11 protein-coding genes are annotated in these 16229 nt (G+C 59.5%); 5 read left to right on the top strand and 6 right to left on the bottom strand.

What is annotated here, in order from left to right; all coding sequences use genetic code 11:
• On the top strand, positions 1–1374 hold the full coding sequence (locus JOE65_RS07675) for a LysM peptidoglycan-binding domain-containing protein (RefSeq protein ID WP_205162652.1): 1374 nt from the start codon (positions 1–3) through the stop codon (positions 1372–1374).
• 101 nt (positions 1375–1475) lie between these two features.
• Positions 1476–3536 carry a Stk1 family PASTA domain-containing Ser/Thr kinase gene (pknB, locus tag JOE65_RS07670; protein ID WP_205162651.1) on the top strand — a complete coding sequence of 687 codons (2061 nt, stop codon included), beginning with the start codon at positions 1476–1478 and terminating at the stop codon, positions 3534–3536.
• Between the two features lie 10 nt (positions 3537–3546).
• Here the strand turns inward: pknB and JOE65_RS07665 are convergent, their stop codons facing one another.
• A complete protein-coding gene (locus tag JOE65_RS07665) occupies positions 3547–4938 on the bottom strand; it encodes a class II 3-deoxy-7-phosphoheptulonate synthase (protein ID WP_205162650.1) in 1392 nt (463 codons plus the stop codon).
• 76 nt (positions 4939–5014) lie between these two features.
• Complete coding sequence (locus JOE65_RS07660; protein WP_205164081.1) at positions 5015–5737, bottom strand: 1-acyl-sn-glycerol-3-phosphate acyltransferase; 723 nt, start codon at positions 5735–5737, stop codon at positions 5015–5017.
• 63 nt (positions 5738–5800) lie between these two features.
• Between JOE65_RS07660 and JOE65_RS07655 the strand changes: the two genes are divergently transcribed.
• Together JOE65_RS07655 and JOE65_RS07650 are read left to right on the top strand one after the other, a co-directional pair.
• Entirely contained in the window at positions 5801–6568 is a 768-nt protein-coding gene (locus JOE65_RS07655; protein WP_205162649.1) for an alpha/beta hydrolase, read from the top strand.
• Complete coding sequence (locus tag JOE65_RS07650; protein ID WP_205162648.1) at positions 6568–7011, top strand: hypothetical protein; 444 nt, start codon at positions 6568–6570, stop codon at positions 7009–7011. Before JOE65_RS07655 ends, JOE65_RS07650 begins: the two co-directional genes overlap by 1 nt.
• Here JOE65_RS07650 and JOE65_RS07645 read toward each other — a convergent pair.
• A complete protein-coding gene (locus JOE65_RS07645; RefSeq protein ID WP_205164080.1) occupies positions 6981–7949 on the bottom strand; it encodes an ROK family protein in 969 nt (322 codons plus the stop codon). The genes JOE65_RS07650 and JOE65_RS07645 overlap by 31 nt on opposite strands.
• Positions 7950–8142: 193 nt before the next feature.
• Between JOE65_RS07645 and JOE65_RS07640 the strand changes: the two genes are divergently transcribed.
• Positions 8143–9951, top strand: a complete 1809-nt coding sequence (locus JOE65_RS07640; RefSeq protein WP_205162647.1) for an AMP-binding protein — start codon at positions 8143–8145, stop codon at positions 9949–9951.
• Here JOE65_RS07640 and JOE65_RS07635 read toward each other — a convergent pair.
• The 3 genes from JOE65_RS07635 to JOE65_RS07625 form a co-directional block, all read right to left on the bottom strand.
• Positions 9948–11378 (bottom strand): mycothione reductase, encoded by a 1431-nt coding sequence (locus tag JOE65_RS07635; protein WP_205162646.1) that lies wholly within the window; start codon positions 11376–11378, stop codon positions 9948–9950. The genes JOE65_RS07640 and JOE65_RS07635 overlap by 4 nt on opposite strands.
• Before the next feature lie 21 nt (positions 11379–11399).
• On the bottom strand, positions 11400–12683 hold the full coding sequence (locus tag JOE65_RS07630) for a MinD/ParA family ATP-binding protein (RefSeq protein WP_205162645.1): 1284 nt from the start codon (positions 12681–12683) through the stop codon (positions 11400–11402).
• Positions 12684–12814: 131 nt separating this feature from the next.
• Positions 12815–16213, bottom strand: a complete 3399-nt coding sequence (locus JOE65_RS07625; RefSeq protein WP_205162644.1) for a pyruvate carboxylase — start codon at positions 16211–16213, stop codon at positions 12815–12817.
• Positions 16214–16229 lie beyond the last annotated feature (16 nt).

Genomic DNA, 16229 nt, shown 5'->3' with positions numbered 1-16229 from the left:
ATGCCTTCCACGCCCGCGCCGGCACGCAAGAAGACGACCGCCAGCCGGAGGATACATGCTGCTGTTACCTCGGCCGCAATACCAGCTGTCATCCTCTCTTCAGTTGCCCTGGCCGAACCCGCGACAGCATCTCCGGTAAACCCAGTGCAGCTGCGGCTACCCGGCGCCGTGCCAACCCAACTTCCTGCGACGGGCGGAGCAGGCCTTATTGCCGCTTCGAAAGTGCCCTCATTGATTCCCGGCCGGCTCCCGCTGGCTAAAACTTCCACGACATACACTGTCAGGGCGGGCGACACCATCAGCGCGATCGCTTCGCGGCACGGCCTCAACACCGGCAAGCTTCTGCAGCTCAATGGATTGAAGTCCCATTCGCTCATCTTCCCCGGGCAGAAAATTAAACTCGGCGGCTCGATCCCGATGACCAGCCATACGTCAACGCCCACTCCCCCAGCCACTCAGAACGCCGCCCCAAAGCACTCCGGTGGTGCATCGTACATTGTTCGATCCGGCGACACGCTCAGCGCCATCGCTGCCCGCCATGGTGTGAGTTTGGGAAGCATCCTCTCAACGAACCGCCTAAAGATGACATCGATCATTTATCCAGGCCAGAAGATCAGTGTCTCAGGCAAGAGCTCCAGCGGAGGACCCACCCATATTCCGGGCAAGACAGTGAAAACGACTACACCCAAGCCCTCCAGCAGCGCGCGCACATACACGGTGGTTTCCGGTGATACTCTCAGCGCCATTGCCGCCCGCCATGGAGTAAGTCTGGGGACCATCCTCTCGGCTAACGGCATCCGCTCCACGGACATCATTCGACCAGGCCAGAAACTCGCGCTGGGCGGCACCGCGAAAATTGCCAAAACCTCCACCACGACACCAAAGAATCTGGTGCCGTCATCGTTTCTGAATTACACGTACCCGGAAAAAGTTGTCGCGCAGGCCAACGTCAACAAGCAGACGCTCAATTCGATGCCCGCACCCACACAAGAACAGATGAAAGCCATCATCGCTGACACCGCACGCCAGCTCGGCGTGGACCCCGCACTGGCTCTGGCGTTCTCATACCAGGAATCAGGGTTCAATCAGCGGGCAGTTTCACCGGCCAACGCCATCGGGGCTATGCAGGTCATCCCGTCTTCCGGGGAATGGGCCTCGGACCTGGTCGGACGGAAACTGAATCTACTGAACCCGAAAGATAATGCAACGGCCGGAGTCGCCATTATCCGTGCGCTCGTGCATACCAGCAAGAACTTGGACATCGCTATCGCCTCTTATTACCAGGGGCAGTACTCGGTGTCGAAGCATGGAATGTACGACGACACGAAGAATTACGTGCGCGCAGTGAAAGCGCACGTGTCCTTGTTCCGCTGACCCTCGGCTCCGGGAACGGGCTCCTCCTGACGGAGGCGCCCGTTCCCGTTTAACCCGTGTTCGTCAACGGGCACGACACCGATAGACGTAGGATCATAAGGGTGTACGAGCAGCCGAAGGACCCCCTGTCCGGATCCCTTGTGGACGAACGATACCGGGTTCTATCCCGCATCGCGCGCGGCGGTATGTCTACTGTGTATCTGGCAGAAGATATCCGCCTGGAGCGGCACGTCGCCCTGAAAGTGCTCTATCCCCACCTGGCTGACGACGACAGCTTTGTGGACCGTTTCGAACGGGAAGCAAAATCTGCGGCACGTTTATCCCACCCCCACGTGGTCGGAGTACTGGATCAGGGCGTTGACGGCGAGCTCGCCTATCTTGTTATGGAGTACGTCCCGGGCCAAACACTCCGGGACCTCCTGGACCAACACGAAAAGCTGACTCCCCGGGCAGCATTCGCCGTTCTGGATCCTGTCATAGAGGGCTTGAGCTCAGCACACACTGCCGGGATTATCCATCGCGATGTCAAACCCGAGAACGTCCTGATTTCCGATGATGGGCGCATCAAAATCGCTGATTTCGGCCTCTCCCGCGCGATTTCCCGCCACACGGGAACCGGGCAGCTGTTCGGGACGGTGGCGTACCTCTCCCCCGAACTCGTCAGCGGCCAGCCCGCCGATGCGCGCAGCGATATCTACGCCATAGGCGTCATGCTTTATGAGATGCTTACCGGTACCCAGCCCTTCACTGGAGAGGATGCGATCCAGGTCGCGTTCGCGCACGTCCACCAGCATGTGCCGCCACCATCGCACCTCCTGCCCGGCCTCGCGGAAGACATTGATGAGTTGGTGCAGTGGTGCACGGCCCGCGATGCTGAGGAACGGCCCGTCGATGGTGCTGCCTTGCTTGGGGAGCTTCGGCATATAGAGGTCACTCTGTCCGGTGAGCAGCTGGACTATGTCCATCCAGATGAACCGGCAACGGGCAAAGAGATTCAGCCTCACGCTGCCGCCCGAAGAACCACGGACAATGCCACAGAAGCTCTCTTCCGCACTGGTGATCTGACAACGAAATTTGCGAGGCCGAGCAACGCGACCACTGTTATTGCCCCATCGTCGAACCGTACTCAGGCTTTGTCCGTTAGGGAACTGTCTGGCCACAACGACGGAGGCGTGGACAACTTGTCACCACGGCAACAACGACGCACAGCGAAAGATCGAAACCGAACCAAAGCGCGCACCGCCAGGACCCCGCAGAAGCAGCTAAATGCGGGCAACAAACGCCGCAATGCCATCTGGATCGCTGTGGTAATTCTGCTGACCCTGGCCGTGGCCGTTGGAGGTTGGTATTTCGGCGCTGGACCGGGTGCCCTGACAACTGTCCCGAACGTGACTAATCAGCCAGTCAACGCGGCACAGGACCGAATCGCGGATGCTGGGCTGGAGTCCAGTACCGAAGCCGTATTCCACGATCAGCTGGATCAAGGCAAAATCGTCTCGACGGAACCGGGTGCCGACACCAAGATCCGCAAGTTCCGTTCAGTGACGCTCTTCGTTTCTAAAGGGCCGCAATTGTTCGCTGTTCCCAACGTCATTCAGCGCGAGGCAGACTCCGCACGTGTGGATATCGAGGAAAGTGCCCTGTCTGTGGGCGACATCACGGAGGTGTACAGCGAGACAGTGGCACGTGGCAATGTCATCGCTCAGAAACCGAAAGCCGACGAACAGGTGCGCGCAACCGTGAAGATCGGGCTCACTGTTTCCAAAGGACGGGAACCGATCCAAGTCCCGGTCGTCGTAGGACTGCCGGAAAGCAAGGCACGGCAGGCGCTCGACGCCGCGCGGCTGCAGCCCGTGATCGCATCGGATGCCGTGCATGATCCGGAGGTTCCCGCCGGTGCTGTAGTCAACCAAACACCGTCCGACGGAACGCTGCACCGGGATGAGCCGGTTACGCTCACACTCTCGCTCGGCCCCGAGCTGGTGGACGTACCCAACGTATTCTTCCAGCGCGAGGATGCGGCGGTCCGTAAACTCAAAGACGCTGGATTCGACGTCGAGGTGAAGTATACCTACGGCAAGTCGGTGCTGGGGCTGGTTGCTGGGCAGGACAAAACCGGCACAGAGCCGAAGGGCTCCACCGTGACCCTCACAGTGTCCTAAGCCGCATCAATCAGCTTTTAGAGAGAGCACCAGCGACGAGAAACGCCATCTCGAGCGACTGCATGTGATTCAGACGTGGATCACATACAGACTCGTACCCTTCGAGGAAAGCATCCTGATCAATAGGATCGGCACCGCCCAGGCATTCAGCTACGTCATCGCCGGTCATCTCTACGTGAAGTCCGCCCGGGAACGTGCCCAAGGAATTGTGCACCTCAAAAAAGCCTCTGACCTCGTCGATGACATCGTCGAAATTGCGCGTCTTGTAGCCGTTCGGCGAGGTCACCGTATTACCGTGCATTGGGTCCGTTACCCAGAGGACCTGTGCGCCGGAGTCCGTGACCTTTTCGACCAGCGACGGCAGCTTCTCGCGGATGTTGCCCGCCCCCATGCGGGTGATGAACGTCAGACGGCCCGGTTCCCGCTGCGGGTCCAGCTTATCGATAAGCGCCAGTGCGTCGTCCGCAGTCGAAGTAGGACCAAGTTTCACACCAATAGGATTGCGGACACGCGACAAGAAATCCACGTGCGCACTGTCCAGGTCACGCGTGCGCTCCCCGATCCAGAGGAAGTGTCCTGAGGTGTCGTAAGGCAGCCCGGTCCGCGAATCGATCCTTGTCAGGGCCCGCTCATAGTCGAGTAGCAATGCCTCGTGGCTGGCGAAGAACTCCACCCGCTTTAACGCCTCAAAATCCGCTCCGCACGCTTCCATGAACTTCACAGCACGGTCGATTTCCCGTGCCGTGGATTCGTACCTGGAATGTGCGGGGTTCGCCATGAAACCCTGATTCCAGTGATGGACCAGACGCAAGTCCGCGAAGCCACCCTGAGTGAAGGCGCGGATGAGATTCAAAGTGGAAGCGGACGTGTGGTACGCCCGCACCAACCGGGACGGATCATGCCGCCGCGACTCTGGCGAAAAATCATAGCCATTCACCATGTCGCCACGGTAAGCCGGCAATGTCACACCGTCACGCGTTTCGTCATTCGAGGACCTGGGTTTGGCGAACTGTCCGGCCATACGACCCATTTTAATGACTGGCAGCGACGCCCCATAGGTGAGCACCACGGCCATCTGTAGGATAGTGCGCACCCTTGCGCTGATCTTGTCCGCGGTGGCACCGTCAAAAGTTTCTGCGCAGTCCCCGCCCTGAAGGAGAAAAGCCTCTCCTCTGGCCGCAGCAGCTAGGCGTTCGCGCAGAACGTCGACTTCACCGGCAAAAACCAGTGGAGGCAGCGACGACAGCTCAGCTGTGGCAGCGTGATACTCGTCAGTAGCCGCCCAGCTTGGCTGCTGCGCAATCGGCAGAGAACGCCAATCGTCAAGGCCCGGATACGTGGCCGCCCCCGAAACTATGAGGGGTTTCGGCTGGAAGCTGTCACTGCTGGTAGATTCTGGCACTCCTCCAGCGTACAAGTCGCCGTGCCACTCACCGACACCGGCGGTAACGAACCCGGGGTCAGAAGGTAATACTCGGTCACTTCTTGCGAGAATTTGTGCGTTTTGCGGCCTTGGCCTTGAGAGCAGCCAGCTTTTCTTTGACCGTCGCGGCGTAGACGTCCACATATTCCTGACCGGATAGCCGCATCAGCTCGTACATGATCTCGTCCGTGACCGAGCGCTGGATGAACCGGTCATCCGAGAGTCCCTCGTATCGGCTGAAGTCAAGCGGCTCCCCCACAATCACGCCGATGCGCCTGATATTGGGAATGCGGCGGCCGATGGGCTGCACCTTGTCCGTTCCGATCATGGCGACGGGGATGACGGGCACTCCTGCCGTCAGCACAAGCTTGGCAACGCCGGTCTTCCCGCGGTACAGGCGGCCGTCAGGACTCCGCGTGCCTTCAGGATAGATTCCCAACAGAGTGCCGGCCTGCAGAATGTCCACACCAGCTGACAGCGAGTGAGCTGACGCGGCCCCACCGGATCGGTCCATGGGGAGCTGGTTGGTCATGCGGAAGAACGCCGCTGTTAGCTTGCCTTTCCAGCCGGTGCCGTTGAAGTATTCGCTCTTGGCGAGAAACGCCACAGGACGTGGGACAGCCAACGGAAGGAAGATCGAATCCGAGAACGAGAGGTGATTGCTGACAAGAATAGCCGGGCCGTCCTCCGGTATATTTTCCAGGCCCTTGGCCCACGGGCGGAACAGCATGTTTATCACCGGCCCGATGATGATCCGCTTCATGAACCAGTAAAACACTCCGTAGGCCTCTCTCACGTTCTGACGCCTTTGCTGTGGCGTTTGTGACACTAGTCTATGTGTATGGCCACATCCAGCAGCGCAGCATTCTCTTCTTCCGGACATGGTGAGCGAGGCCGCATCGGCGTTGTCCTTTGCCATGGGTTCACGGGTTCGCCCGTCAGCGTCTTGGAATGGGCGCGCTACCTGTCCCACCTGGGTTTTGCGGTGCGCGTTCCACTACTCCCCGGCCATGGCACGACGTGGCAGGAACTGGCCGCAACACCGTGGCGTGCCTGGTACGAGGAGGTGGAGCGCAGCTATATCGACCTCCGTGGTGAGACGGACGTGCAGATTGCGGCCGGACTGTCCATGGGCGGAGCGCTCGCACTGCGCCTCACCGCGTGCGAGGACGTAGCCGGCGCCGCCGTCGTGAATCCCGGCCTCACCATAGAAGATCCACGCGCCCGCTTCTCCGGGCTGATGAAGTACCTCGTCAAATCGGTTCCATCCATCGGCAACAGCATTAAGAAGGAAGGCGTTGACGAACAAGCCTATCCGCGGACGCCAGTGGCGGCAGTTCACCAACTAGGCAAGTTGTTTCGTGACACCACCGCGCTACTGCCGCGTATCACAGTGCCTGTTCTAGCCTTCCGCTCAACGGTTGACCCTGTGGTCGCCGAAAGTAGTATGGACGCTCTGCGTGCAGGAATTTCATCCGAATTATTGGAGATCGTGTCGTTGACGAACAGCTACCATGTAGCCACCATGGATCACGAGGCCGAAACGATTTTTTCCGGCACAGCTGATTTCATCACCCGCCTTGGCGGCGGACGCGGCGGAGGTGCCTGATGAGCGACAGGAACGACAATGAAGACGCGGTTTGGCAGGACTTGGTCTCGCGCCTGTCGGATGACGAGCAGAAACCGGAGCCGGTTGACGCGGCGCCACAGGAACTTCCGGCGTCCGAACGCGTTAGGCAAATTTTCGACGGCCAACCAACTCTTTCCCACCACGGTCCAAGAGACCACATTGCTCCGGAAGAACCAGCCGACGAGAAGTACGTTCCTGATGATCTGCCGCCGCTTGGATCCGGCGAACCTCTTGTCGTACTTTCTTGGTTGGCGGCCGCGGGAGGGCCGTTGGCCTTACTTCTTCTCACCATTCTCTGGCCGTCAGCACCCATGGCTCTCACCCTGGGAATCATCGCGGCCTTCCTCGCAGGCGTCGGCTATCTGCTCTCGCGTCTCCCCCGGGGCCGGGATTACTCCAACAACGATGGGGCTGAGGTCTGAGTGCTGCATATCGTGGCATTCCGGGAGAGGTCGGCGGCACCAATCAGTCCGGCGTCGGGCCCGAGCGCAGCACCGTGAATAGGTGCGGCCGGTCGGTATCCACGCCCCGTTAGTTGCTGGGCAAATGCCCGTCTGGCGGGCTCCAGCAGCAGATCACCTGCACGGGCCAGACCTCCCCCAATAACAAAAGCTCCTGGATCCAGCACAGCCGCCAGATTAGCCAGGCCGAGTCCCAGCCAACGCCCAGTTTCCTCAATAAGTTTCCGGCTCACGACATCCCCTGCCAGCGCCAGAGTGGTGACCAGACTTCCTGTGATGCTGGCCGCGTCGTTTCCAGCGGCCTCAAGCAGCGATGCTGCCGCTCGGGGACTGGCTGAAGCAAGCTCGCGCGCGTCCCGTCCAAGGGCGTTCCCTGAGGCATACTGCTCCCAGCAACCGCGGTTGCCACACTCACACTGATGACCGCCCGGGACGATCAACTGATGGCCAAACTCCCCCGCGACGCCGTGACGTCCGCGTTCTACTGTTCCATTCATGATCAGAGATCCGCCGATTCCAGTACCGAGCGTCAGACAGATCAATCTGCGCTCGCTCCGTCCCGAACCGAAGCGCCATTCGGCCCAGCCAGTGGCGTCGGCATCGTTGACCAGATGCACTGAGCGCCGTAACAGGCCCTCGAGGTTCTCCCGCAACGGTTCATCCCGCCACGCGAGGTGTGGGCTGAAAAGTACCCTAGAACCGTCAAGATCGACCCACCCTGCCGCCCCAACACCGATGGTCGCGACCGGAAACTGTTCTGAAAGTCCCTCTACTATGCTGACGATGATGTCTTCCACAGCCCAGATGTCATGTCCGGGACATGGCAGTTCCACCCGGGACAGAACGCGGCCTTGCTGGTCGACGACACCGCCTGCGACTTTGGTCCCGCCTACGTCCATCCCGATAGCCAAGGTTCCGGTATGGTCTGAATTCTCCACGGGCTGCTTCCTTTGTGCTGGATGGGCGGCGCACTGCCGAAGACGACAACAGACTACTATCGGCAGAGATATGTTACTGACCAGTAGCGATACCGCGTGAGACTAGTATTTCGGGGTATCCTGTGAGTGACCGAGCTAACAATGAGGAGTCATAGTGCGCGAGAACAGCGTTCCTGTCATGGTTGAAACGTCGCCGGACACTAACATCACGGATCTTTTGCTCCGACAGGCCAACAAAACGAACGTGGGTTCGCTCTTTTCTACCAAGGACGCAGCCGGCCAATGGCAGGACATCAGTGCCACTGAATTCCTTAAGGACGTTCAGCGGATCGCGGGAGGCCTGATAGCTTCGGGCGTTGACATTGGAGATCGCGTCGCCATCATGGCCAGGACCCGCTATGAGTGGTCACTCGTTGATTTCGCCATCTGGTTCACCGGCGCCGTCTCCGTGCCGGTCTATGAGACATCCTCCCCATCGCAGGTAGCCTGGATCCTCAGCGACTCCGGAGCTGTGGCTATATTCGTCGAGTCCGAAGCCCACGAGACCATCGTGCGTCAAGCTGCCTCCAGCGACGATCTTCCGGTCCTGGCCAACATCTGGCAGTTTGACGGCACCGGACTGGATAACCTTCGGAAAAGTGGTGCCGACGCCGATGCACGGGTCATTGAAGAGCGCCGGTCCAACGCCGGTCTGACTGACCTGGCGACCATCATCTACACCTCCGGCACCACTGGTAAACCCAAAGGCTGCGAGCTCACACACGGCAACTTCGTTGAATTGTGTGACAACGCCGCTGCGGCACTGCCCGAGTGCGTTCACGAAAACGCACGGACCATCATGTTCCTACCACTCGCACACGTATTTGCGCGCTTCATTTCAGTTCTCTGCGTTGCATCAGGTGCTACCGTTGCGCATACCCCGGACATCAAGAATCTTCTGCCAGACCTCCAGGGGTACAGCCCCACCTTTCTGCTGGTTGTTCCGCGCGTCTTTGAGAAGGTCTACAACGGTTCAGTGCAAAAAGCCGAGGCCGCCGGCAAGGGCAAGATCTTCGCTGCAGCCGCAAACACTTCGATCGAATGGTCAAGGGCTCAGAGCGCAGGCAAGGTGCCGCTGCTATTGAATCTTAAGCACAAACTATTCGATAAACTCGTCTACAAAACTCTCCGTGAGGCCATGGGCGGGCAGGTCAGCTACGCAGTCTCCGGCGGAGGTCCGCTGGGAGAGCGGCTCGGCCACTTCTTCCACGGTATCGGCCTGATGGTGTTGGAAGGGTACGGGCTGACGGAGACAACGGCCCCTATAACAGTCAGCAGGCCCAAGCAGTTCAAAATCGGAACTGTCGGAGTGCCGCTGCCCGGGAACGCGGTCAAAATCGCCGACGACGGCGAAATTCTCGCCAAGGGTGTTTGTGTTTTCCGGGGATACTTCAACCGGCCGGATCTCACAGAACGTGAATTCACCGATGGCTGGTTCCACACCGGCGACATCGGCGAACTCGACGACGAGGGATACCTGAGAATCACCGGCCGCAAGAAAGAAATTATTGTCACCGCCAGCGGCAAGAATGTGATTCCTGCCAAGCTGGAGGACACCATCCGTGCCAGTGCCATAGTGTCCCAGTGCGTAGTTGTCGGTGACCAGCGACCCTTCATCTCCGCATTGGTCACCCTGGATGAAGAAGCCCTTCCCGGTTGGCTCGAACGGCACAACCTCTCAGCATCGACAAGCATCGAAGACGCTGGTCAGAACGAAACTGTGCTCGCAGAAATCCAAGCCGTCGTAGACCGCGCGAATTCAACAGTATCCCGTGCAGAATCAATCAAAACATTCCGTGTTGTCCCAACGGACTTCACTGAGGCCAGCGGTCACTTAACTCCTTCCATGAAGATCAAGCGAGCCCAAGTTCTCAAGGACTACTCGGAGACGGTCGACTCCATTTATGAAGGAGCCAGCCGCTAGATTGGATCGCCCGGCGTGGGGTCAACGTTGAGAGACAGCAGCGCGTTCTCAACGACCTCCGTCAACGCCGGGTGGATCCAATATTGACCACGGGCCATTTCAGCTACGGGAAGGCCCTGGGACATTGCCTGGATGAGCGGCTGGATGAGTATGGACGCTTCATGGCCCATGATGTGTGCGCCCAGGAGCCGTCCCGATTTTTTCTCTGCAATGAGTTTCACGAATCCGGTGGTGTCTTCCATGGCCCAGCCATAGGCAGTAGAGGTATACTCCTGCACAGCGAGAACGGTCGCAACGCCGGTCCTGCTTCCGCGAGCAAGGGCTTGGTCCTCCGTTAATCCAACGGATGCAATCTGCGGGTGTGTGAACACGGCTGCTGGAATGAACCGGTGATCACTCGCTCGCAGGTCCTGAGGATGGATGAGGTTGTAGCCGACGACGCGGGCCTCATGGTTCGCAACATGCTTGAGCTGGTGCTCGGAGCTTACATCGCCCAACGCCCACAGCCCCTCTACCGGTTCGCCGTCAGACAATACACGCTGATACTGATCGACTCTCACGCGTCCATCCAACTCCCTGTCTATCCCTGCCACCTCACAGGCCAGGGTGTCGCTGTTGGGGACGCGCCCTGTTGCCACGAGCACGAGGTCGATCTGGATGGATTCCTGTCGGTTATCCTGCGTCGAAGCCAGGTTGGCGGTTACACTGCCGTCCGTATTCTCAATGATGGACTGTACGACACAGTTGAGTTTCAGGTCCCACAACCCGGCGGCTGCATCCGTGAAACGTTCGGTAACGGTTGAGTCCTGGCCGCGCAATAGCGTGCCTGAGCGGTTCACCATGGTGACGCTAGAACCCAGACCGGTAAAGATGCCCGCGAATTCCGCCGCGATGTAACCGCCGCCGATGATGAGCACACGTCGAGGTAGCTCGTCAACGCGCATGACGGAGTCCGAGGTGTGAACCTGCGGCAGATCGATACCCTCAATAGGAGGTTTCACAGCCCGCGAGCCGGCGGCCACAACAATGTGTCCGGCCTCAATAACCGCGCCCGATGCAGTCTCAAGAGTGGTCCGAGATGTGAAACGTGCGTTCTCTTCATAGAGCGTAACGTTCTCGAGTTCCTCCGCGCGGTACTTCCGGCCGCCCTCGGAGATGGCATCGATCCGCCCGAAGATCCGATCGCGAATATCGGTCCAGCGGGTGTTGATCACTGTAGCGTCGACGCCAAGTACCTTACCCTCTGCGACCATATGGCCGATCTCGGCTGGATACACAAGCATCTTGGTGGGGATGCAGCCCACATTTAGACAGGTACCGCCGAAAATTCCTCCGTCAATGATGGCAACCCTTTTGTTGTCCCAGTCCTTCGTCACGAGGGAGTTGCCGGATCCAGAACCAATAATTGCAAGGTCGTAGTAAGTCACACCCAGCAGTGTATCGGCTCGTTAGCTGTGAAGGCCGTCCACCACGAGCGCGGAAAGTTCAGTAGCTGCCATTCGAGTAGCTGGTCGCAGTTTCGCAAGATCCACGCGTGACCCCTCGGCCAAGTGAGGGTCGTACGGCAAGCGCACCACTGTGCCTACGCGCGAACGGAAGTGCTCTTCAATTTCGTCCACGTTGACCTTGGTTGTACTTCCAGCAGACATATTGATGACCACGATTGCGCTGGACACCAGGTCTGTCCGGCCGTGGGCTTCCAACCAGGACAGCGTTTCCGATGCCAACCGTGCTTCATCGACGCTTCCACCGGAGACCAAGACCACAGAATCCGCCTTGTCCAGTGTGCCGTTCATCACAGAGTGGACCATTCCCGTGCCAGAGTCCGTCAGTACGATTGAGTAATACCGTCCAAGAATGTCCGTAACAGCGCGGTAGTCCGAATCGTCGAACGCTTGGGCTACTGCCGGGTCGGTATCGGAGGCCAGGACGTCGAGCCTGGAGCCATCACGGGCAACATAGTTGGACAGCTGCGAGAACGAGTCCACCATGAACCGGTTCTGCACGAGCTGCCGGGCTGTGAATTCGGCGCGACCCGGTGATCTGTCCGAGAGCGTTCCGCGATCAGGATTAGCATCCAGGGCAATTATTCGGTCTTCACGAATGTCCGCCAGAACCATTCCAAGCAAAGTTGTGACCGTTGTCTTACCGACACCACCCTTTCGGGAAAGGATAGGCACGTAGCGGGTCCGATCCCCCATTCGGTAGCCGACACGGTTCTCCATCGCGCGAGCGATACGCACTTTATCCGAATCTCCAACGTTGATCCGTCCAAAGCTCGCACTGTACAGCCACCGCCGCCAACCACCCATGGGCGGACGTTCCGTTCCAGCGAGGAGCCTCTCGGCCGTCAGCGACGAGGCTGACTCCGGGCCGTCCTCTCTGTCGCGGCGCGCGCTGCGAAGCGCACCCTCCTGTGACGTATCGGGACCACCAGTGATCGTCTGATCGGTTGAGGTACCCGTTGTGAGCGTCAATTCAGCGTCCTCCGGCTGCTTTCGTCCAACGGCGAGATCGGAGGATGTCATCCAGACCGGACTCGTCGGGTCATCGGGGGCAGGTGCCGCTGCGGCTTGGGGCGGGGATGCTTTCTCGCTTTCATCCCGATTAACTACCGGTGTTGTCGGCTGCTCTGTTGGGAGCGCCGGCGCTTGGATGACCCGCGTACCCTGAGGCTCATCGATAGTCTCAGGCGTTCCCGATGGCTCGTGGTCCTTCTTTTCGGCAGGCATGACCGTCCTTGCTGCTAGCTTCCAAGGCCGACAGAGTAGTCCCGACAACCCGTGTTTAGCCCCCAGAGTAGCGCACACAACATCGCGCACGGGCGCGACTCGTCCGTGGAGTCTGACACACTCGGGTCCACCTAATTGGTGATGAGTACCAGCAGAAGGTCTCCGCCCTGAACCTGAGCCACATTCGAAACCGACACCCGGTCCACGGTTCCCCCGATGGGCGCGCTGATCGATGCTTCCATTTTCATGGCTTCGATGGTTGCCACAGTATCGCCCGCGGACACGGAATCACCCGGTTTCACAGTGACGGTAACGGCACCTGCAAAGGGGGCTGGTACGTGCCCATTGTTAGCTGGATCGGCCCGCTCGGCCACGACGACGTCGCTTTCCACGCTGCGGTCCCGCACCATGACGGGACGTAACTGCCCGTTGAGCGTGCACATCACGGTGCGCATACCCTTTTCATCCGCCTCAGAGATGGCTCCGAGCGTGGCAATGAGCTTGACACCCTTTTCCAGCTCGATGACGTGCTCGCTACCCTGCTGCAGGCCAAAAAGATAATCGCGAGTCCCCAAGACCGAAACGTCGCCGTAGGTATCGCGGATTCGCTGGAAATCTGCGGCCGGGCCAGGAAACAGCAACCTGTTCAGTGTTGCCCGCCGCTTCTGTGAATCACCGGACAGGCCCGCGGCATCTGCATCGTCAATCCGTACATCCCGCTTCTTGACGGTACGTCCCTGCAATGCTTTGGTGCGGAACGGTTCGGGCCAGCCTCCCGGAGGATCGCCGAGTTCCCCACCCAAGAAACCGATCACAGAATCTGGGATGTCGTAGTTCTGCGGATTCTCCTCAAAGTCAGCCGGGTCCACTCTGGAACCCACGAGTTGGAGCGCGAGGTCGCCAACGACCTTCGACGAGGGCGTTACTTTGACCAGCCGGCCCAACATCCTGTCCGCGGCCGTGTACATGTCTTCGATCGCCTCGAAGTGCTCACCCAGACCAAGGGCGATAGCCTGCTGGCGCAGGTTGGAGAGCTGACCTCCCGGGATTTCGTGCGTGTATACGCGGCCGGTGGGACTGGTCAGCCCTGATTCGAAAGGACTGTACAACTTCCGCACAGCTTCCCAATACGGTTCAAGGGACGTAACGGCGTCGAGGCTGATTCCAGTATCCCTGTCCGTGTGGGCCAGGGCTGCCACGAGTGCGGACGCCGGGGGCTGGCTGGTGGTTCCTGCCAGGCTGGCACTGGCCACATCGACCGCGTCAACGCCAGCGTTAACGGCAGCCAGCAGCGTCGCGAGTTGGCCACCGGTTGTGTCGTGGGTGTGGAGGTGTACGGGAAGATCGAAGCGTTCGCGCAGGGCCTTGACCAGTTTCGCCGCTGCCGCTGGACGCAGCAGACCGGCCATGTCCTTGATTGCGAGGATGTGGGCTCCGGCACTAACACATTTTTCCGCGAGTTCCAAATAGTAGTCCAGAGTGTAGATCTTCTCGGCGGGGTCCATCATGTCTGCCGTATAGCAGAGCGCAACTTCGGCGACAGCCGTACCTGTGGCGCGGACAGCCTTGATGGCAGGTTCCATTTGCGAAACATCGTTGAGTGCATCGAATATCCGGAAGATGTCGATTCCAGTCTCTGCAGCTTCCCGGATGAAGGCGTCGGTCACCTCAGTGGGGTATGGCGTGTACCCCACGGTGTTGCGGCCTCGAAGCAGCATCTGAAGACAGATGTTGGGGATCTCTTCACGCAGAGATGCGAGACGATCCCAGGGATCCTCTCCCAAGAATCGCAGCGCGACGTCGTAGGTTGCGCCTCCCCACGCTTCAACGGAGAGTAATTGCGGTGTCAACGTCGAAACTGCCGATCCTGCGGCTGCGAGGTCCCGTGTACGAACCCTGGTGGCCAGCAGTGACTGATGAGCGTCACGGAACGTTGTATCGGTGACCGCCACGGCCTGTTGCTTCCTCAGCTCCGCAGCGAACTGCTCAGGACCGAGTTCCAGTAATCGCTGGCGCGAGCCTGGAACTGGTTGCGAGGTAATCGCTGGTAGCTTTTCACTGGGCTCGATCTCCAGAGTCGGCTCGCCGTTCGGCTTATTCACCGTGACGTCAGCCAGCCAGGTCAGCAGCTTCGTCCCCCGGTCGGCAGACACGCGCGCGTCAAGCAGCTCAGGGCGCTCGTCAATGAATGATGTGGCTACGTTGCCGGCCACAAACTCCGGATCCGCGAGCACGGCCTGCAGAAAGGCGATGTTGGTGGAAACACCACGGATGCGAAACTCAGCAAGAGCCCGTCGCGCCCGAGTGATGGCCGCGGGGTAGTTGCGTCCACGACAGGTCAGCTTTACCAGCATCGAGTCGAAGTGCGGGCTGATTTCGGCTCCTGCGTAGACGGTACCGCCGTCGAGCCTGACGCCCGCGCCACCAGCGGAACGGTAGACGGTGATCTTGCCAACGTCGGGCCTAAAGCCGTTGGCTGGGTCCTCTGTCGTGATCCGGCACTGGAGGGCGGCACCCTTGAGCTGCACCGAATCTTGGCTGAGCCCCAGATCAGCCAGCGTCTCCCCGGCTGCGATCCGCAATTGAGACTGGACCAGGTCGACGTCGGTGACCTCTTCAGTCACAGTGTGCTCAACCTGGATACGCGGGTTCATTTCGATGAAGACGTGCTGCCCCGCACGCTCTCCGACGGTGTCCACAAGGAATTCTACGGTTCCGGCGTTGACGTAGTTCAGTGCTTTCGCGAATTTGACCGCGTCGCGGTAGAGGGCCTGCCTAATGCCTTCATCAAGGTTGGGTGCGGGCGCAATTTCAACGACCTTCTGGTGCCGCCGCTGCAGGGAGCAATCACGCTCAAAGAGGTGAATGACGTTACCTTCGGCATCTGCCAGGATCTGAACTTCGATGTGACGCGGGCGCAGGACTGCCTGTTCAAGGAACATGGTCTCATCGCCGAACGCTGTTTTGGCTTCACGCATGGCTGCGTTCAGTGCTTCGGGAAGTTCTGGTCGGGTATCCACCCGGCGCATTCCGCGGCCGCCACCACCGGCTACGGCCTTGACGAAGATGGGGAATCCAACCTCGTCTGCGGCGGCCAGTAGAGTGTCCACGTCGGCACTGGGTGCAGAAGACTTCAGGACGGGTATCCCCGCGTTTCTGGCCGCTTCAAGTGCATTGACCTTATTACCTGCTAGTTCCAGCACTTCCGCGTGAGGCCCCACGAAGGCGATGCCTGCCGCTTTTGCCGCGCGTGCCAGTTGCGCATTCTCTGAGAGAAACCCGTAACCAGGGTAGATGGCGTCGCAACCTGACTCCAGAGCCACGCGAACGATCTCATCCACATCAAGGTAGGCCCGGACAGGGTGTCCTTCCTCGCCGATCAGGTACGCTTCATCCGCTTTTTGCCGATGGAACGAGTTCCGGTCCTCGTGAGGGAACACCGCAACGGTCTTCGCACCCACCTCGTGTCCGGCCCGGAAGGCCCGGATCGCGATTTCACCGCGGTTGGCTACCAGAATCTTTGAGAACATAGCTCTCCTTGAGTGG

The organism is Arthrobacter roseus, assembly GCF_016907875.1.
In the GTDB taxonomy this organism is placed as follows: domain Bacteria; phylum Actinomycetota; class Actinomycetes; order Actinomycetales; family Micrococcaceae; genus Arthrobacter_J; species Arthrobacter_J roseus.
Note: the sequence above shows the minus strand (reverse complement) of the source record. Positions and strands in the feature narration are given on the sequence as shown.

Excerpts from the sequence above, each read along its gene's own strand:
- JOE65_RS07675 (WP_205162652.1), top strand. The coding sequence starts at position 1 with ATGCCTTCCACGCCCGCGCCGGCACGCAAGAAGACGACCGCCAGCCGG.
- JOE65_RS07655 (WP_205162649.1), top strand. The coding sequence starts at position 5,801 with ATGGCCACATCCAGCAGCGCAGCATTCTCTTCTTCCGGACATGGTGAG.
- JOE65_RS07650 (WP_205162648.1), top strand. The coding sequence starts at position 6,568 with ATGAGCGACAGGAACGACAATGAAGACGCGGTTTGGCAGGACTTGGTC.
- JOE65_RS07645 (WP_205164080.1), bottom strand. The coding sequence starts at position 7,949 with ATGGACGTAGGCGGGACCAAAGTCGCAGGCGGTGTCGTCGACCAGCAA.
- JOE65_RS07630 (WP_205162645.1), bottom strand. The coding sequence starts at position 12,683 with ATGCCTGCCGAAAAGAAGGACCACGAGCCATCGGGAACGCCTGAGACT.
- JOE65_RS07625 (WP_205162644.1), bottom strand. The coding sequence starts at position 16,213 with ATGTTCTCAAAGATTCTGGTAGCCAACCGCGGTGAAATCGCGATCCGG.